The sequence below is a fragment of the Mycoplasma elephantis ATCC 51980 genome (genome assembly GCF_000687815.1).
GTDB classification, from domain to species: domain Bacteria; phylum Bacillota_I; class Bacilli_A; order Mycoplasmatales; family Metamycoplasmataceae; genus Mycoplasma_H; species Mycoplasma_H elephantis.
In genome coordinates this window covers 1-4363 of sequence record NZ_JHXU01000019.1, presented here as the reverse complement: position 1 = coordinate 4363, position 4363 = coordinate 1, and the positions used below count along the sequence as shown (strand labels likewise).

At 26.6% G+C, this 4363-nt stretch carries 4 protein-coding genes and 1 riboswitch; of the genes, 3 read left to right on the top strand and 1 reads right to left on the bottom strand.

The genetic code is table 4. From position 1 onward, the window contains the following. The 3 genes from T380_RS0103610 to guaA form a co-directional block, all read left to right on the top strand. Positions 1-1296 (top strand): DUF2179 domain-containing protein (locus tag T380_RS0103610; RefSeq protein WP_027334513.1); only part of this gene is annotated, 1296 nt, incomplete at its 5' end. A 43-nt stretch (positions 1297-1339) separates the two neighbouring features. After that, positions 1340-1442: riboswitch (purine riboswitch) on the top strand. Between the two features lie 90 nt (positions 1443-1532). Then, positions 1533-2105: a xanthine phosphoribosyltransferase gene (locus T380_RS0103605; RefSeq protein ID WP_027334512.1), complete on the top strand. Its 573-nt coding sequence runs from the start codon at positions 1533-1535 to the stop codon at positions 2103-2105. A gap of 1 nt (position 2106) precedes the next feature. After that, positions 2107-3633 carry a glutamine-hydrolyzing GMP synthase gene (gene guaA / locus T380_RS0103600; RefSeq protein ID WP_036437112.1) on the top strand — a complete coding sequence of 509 codons (1527 nt, stop codon included), beginning with the start codon at positions 2107-2109 and terminating at the stop codon, positions 3631-3633. 45 nt (positions 3634-3678) lie between these two features. Here the strand turns inward: guaA and T380_RS0103595 are convergent. Next, a partial coding sequence (locus T380_RS0103595; protein ID WP_027334510.1) for a zinc-binding dehydrogenase occupies positions 3679-4363 on the bottom strand: 685 nt, incomplete at its 5' end.

Genomic DNA, 4363 nt, shown 5'->3' with positions numbered 1-4363 from the left:
GTTTATTTAAAAACAAGAATGTCAAATTTTGTTCTAAAATTATCTCATTTTTATGGACTTATGCCTTCTTGAAAATTAATGTTAATAACTTCTGGGCTTGCGGTAGCGTTCGGGATTATTGGTGTTTTTTTAGTTAAAAACCCGGGAATTTACAATTTTGGTTTAGCGGCAATTGGACAAGCTATTTCAAAGTTAGTTATTGTGCTATTAAGAACCAACAAATCAATTAATGTGGAAATTTCTAATTTAATTGATCATGCTTTATTCTGGATTATGTATTTAATACTCAGTATTCCAATTTTTATTTTTGGATGAAAGAAAATAGGTAAGAAATTTACCTTACTAACAATAATTTTTTTAATTGTTTCTAGCCTTGTATCTTTTGGTATAGGACAAATTCCTGGAGTTAATAAATTATATATAATTGGTAACTTTAGTCATACAGAAATTAATGAAAATTTAAAAAATTATATGATTTATGAAAAATGAAATAATGTAGATTTATGAGCGCTTATTCCCCTAGATTGAAACAAAAGTGGAGGGAATATTATTGCCCAAATTATTCTCTCAATTGTTTATGGAGTTATTCTTGCATACTTTTTTGCTATTATTGCAATAATTGGAGGATCGGCTGGTGTAACGGGTATAATTGGTGAATATTATTCAATTTTCAAACAAAAAAATTTTGGGGCAATTAATGCATATATTAATTTATTTATAATTTTAGGTTCCGTTATTATTGGTAACTATTTACCCGCATCATTATTACTGAAAGATATAGGATCATTACCAACGGATGTAAAGGAAATTAAAAATATATTTGAACAATATCAAAGTTCATTTGGCTTAAACTTAAATTTAAGTGATAGTAATTATTTTGAAATTAGCAAAGATATTAAGTATTTAAAAGAATTATCTTGAAAGCCATCATTGTATTTTTCCCCTAATTTTGTATCAACATATATATGTAATATAATATTTTCAATTCTTTTAGATAAATTGTTTCCAAGATATAAATTAATACAATGCAAAATTTACACTCATCATACAAAAGAAATAAAAGAAAAATTTAACACAGATGAAAAAATTGTTTATAGTTTTTCAATTACTAAAGGAACAGGTGGATTTTCTGGTAGAGAATTAGATATTATTACATCTATAACTTTATACAATCATGTTCCAAGAATAATTTATAAAGTTAGACAGGTTGATCCTAAGGCATTTATTGCTATTAATAATATAACTAATATTGATGGAAGTATTTATTTACCTAGATCAAAAAGATTTAGTAAATAAAATGATGTTTATTTTATTTATAAAAAATTAGTTAAAATATAAGTGGTAATACCTTTTATTACCGCTATTTAATGTATTTAATATGGGAATACAGTTTCTACCAGATTGCCGTTAACAATCTGACAAAGTGATAATTTGAGGTTTAATTCTTCAATTTAATCAACATAATACATACATATATAAAAATAATGTATTTACAATTTTATTGTAAATATTTTATCTTAAAGAAAGGTATAATGAAAAAATTAAAAGATAATATTGTTAAATATAGTTCTGTTATTGATGAAGAAATTTTAAAAGTTGATAGTTTTATCAATGTTCAAGTAGATAGTTTATTAATGGATGAAATAGCTAATGAATTTTATAAAAAATTTAAAAACACCAATCCAACAAAAATAATGACGATAGAGGCATCTGGCATAGCACCATCTGTTTTAGTGGCTTTAAAATTTAAAGTTCCTTTAATAATTGTTAAAAAAGAAACATCATCAATTGATGATAAAGAGTCGTATTTTGCAACTGTTCATTCTTTTACAAAAAATAAAGTATTTAACGTGAGAGTTCCAAAAAAATATTTAAATAAAAATGATAGAGTTTTAATTATTGATGATTTTTTAGCTACTGGACAAGCTATTTTGGGATGTTTGGATATCATTAAAAAATCAGAATCAATGAATGTTGGTATAGGAATAATAGTTGAAAAAACTTTCCAAAATGGACGAAAAACACTAAATGATTCTGGGTTTGATGTATATTCTTTAGCAAGAATAAAAAGTTTAAAAAATAATAAAGTTGTTTTTGAGGACTAATATGGATAAAATTATTGTAATTGATTTTGGAAGTCAGTATAACCAATTAATAGTTAGAAGAATTAGGGACTTAGGAGTTTATAGTGAACTAGTAAGTATTGAAAATGCTTACAAATTTTTTGATGATGAAACGGTAAAAGGTTTTATTTTATCGGGTGGGCCAAATTCAGTTTTTGATAAAAATTCATTAACAATTGATAAAAAAATATTTGAGTTGAAAAAACCTGTGTTCGGTATATGTTATGGAATGCAACTTATGAGCAAATTGCTTGGAGGCGACGTAAAACCTGGGGGAACTGCTGAATATGGGCATACTGAAATTACTATTAATAAAAAAACAGACATAACAAAATCATTAAATAAAATAGAAAATGTATGAATGTCCCATATGGACCAGGTAACAAGATTGCCTAAAGGTTTTATTAATGTTGCATCATCAAGCAATTGTAAAAATGTTATTATAGAAGATCAAGAAAATAAATTACTGGGTGTTCAATTTCATCCGGAAGTTAGAAATACAATAAATGGTATTGAGATAATTAAAAATTTTATTTTTAATATTTGTAATGCAAAAAAAGAATGAAATATGGATAAATTTATTGAACAACAAGTAGAATATATAAGAAATAATGTTAAAAACGAAAAAGTTTTATGTGCTCTTAGTGGTGGAGTGGATTCTTCAGTTGTTGCCGCATTAATTCAAAAAGCTATTGGCGACAAACTTATTTGTGTTTTTGTAAATCACGGGTTGTTAAGAAAAAATGAATCTACAAACATACTAAAAGTTTTTAAAGACGAATTAAAAATGAATTTAATTTATGTTGATGCAGAAGAAAAATTTTTAACAAAGTTAAAAAATATAATAGACCCTGAACAAAAAAGAAAAATTATTGGTAATGAATTTATAAAAACATTTGAAGAAAAACAAAATGAAATTAAAAATATTACTTATCTTGCTCAAGGAACTTTATATACAGATATTATTGAAAGTGGAACAAAAACAGCATCAGTAATAAAATCACATCATAATGTTGGCGGATTGCCAAAAGATATGAATTTAAAATTATTAGAACCTCTCAAAACTCTTTTTAAAGATGAAGTTAGAGAATTAGGTAGAAAATTAAATATTCCAGATGTCATAGTTAATAGACAACCTTTTCCGGGTCCAGGATTAGCGATTAGAATAATAGGTGAAGTAACAAAGGAAAAAATTAAATTAGTTCAAGATTCTGATGCTATTTTTGATGAAGAAATTAAAAAAGTGGGTTTAAACAATGTTATTTGACAATATTTTACGGTACTATTAAATAATAAAACTGTTGGTGTTATGGGCGATCAAAGAACTTATTCATATACGCTTGCCTTGAGAGCTGTTGATTCTATTGATGGCATGACAGCCGATTGAACAAGAATGCCTCACGATGTTTTGGCAAAATCAAGTCAAAGAATTATTAATGAAGTAAAAGGCATTAATAGAGTTGTTTATGATATAACTTCTAAACCTCCAGGAACAATTGAATGAGAATAAAAAAATCAAATGTCTAAAACATTTGATTTTTTATTTAATGCGAAATTAATTATTTGGTTTAACTAATAAAGGATTAAATGTAAAGTCGTTTGTTATAATTACTTTAAATGCTTTTGATTCTTGCGCATGTGAGAATGCATGGTAAGCATCTAACATTTTACTAAATTTGAAATCAGCATGTTCTGGTTTGTTGATGAATACGTTTGTATCAATTTTACCTGTTTTAATTTTGTTTAATAAGTCAACTGTTGTGTTTGCGTTAACTAAACCTGTAGAAACAGTCATATTGTTAATTCAGTGTTTTGCTAAGTCGAATGAAACAGGGGTTCCATGAACACCTACTACTGAAATATGTCCACCAACACCTACTGTATCATGACATAGATTTCATGTTGCTGGGTATCCAACACATTCTAATGCAACATCAACACCTTTACCATTTGTAATTTCCATAATTCTCTTAACAGCTGCATCATGGTCTTTTGAGTTAACAACTTCATGAGCACCAACTTTAAGAGCATTTTTTAATCTTTCGTCATCAATATCAGCAACGATTAATTTTCCTTCTTTACCTAATAATGTTAATACTGAAACCATTCCTGAGATACCGATAGGTCCAGCTCCAACAATTAAAACATTGTAATCTTTTTGGATGTTTCCTGGAAGAACACCAATTTCATATGTTGTAGGTAAAATATCACTTGTCATAACAGCTTGTTTTTCTGTTATT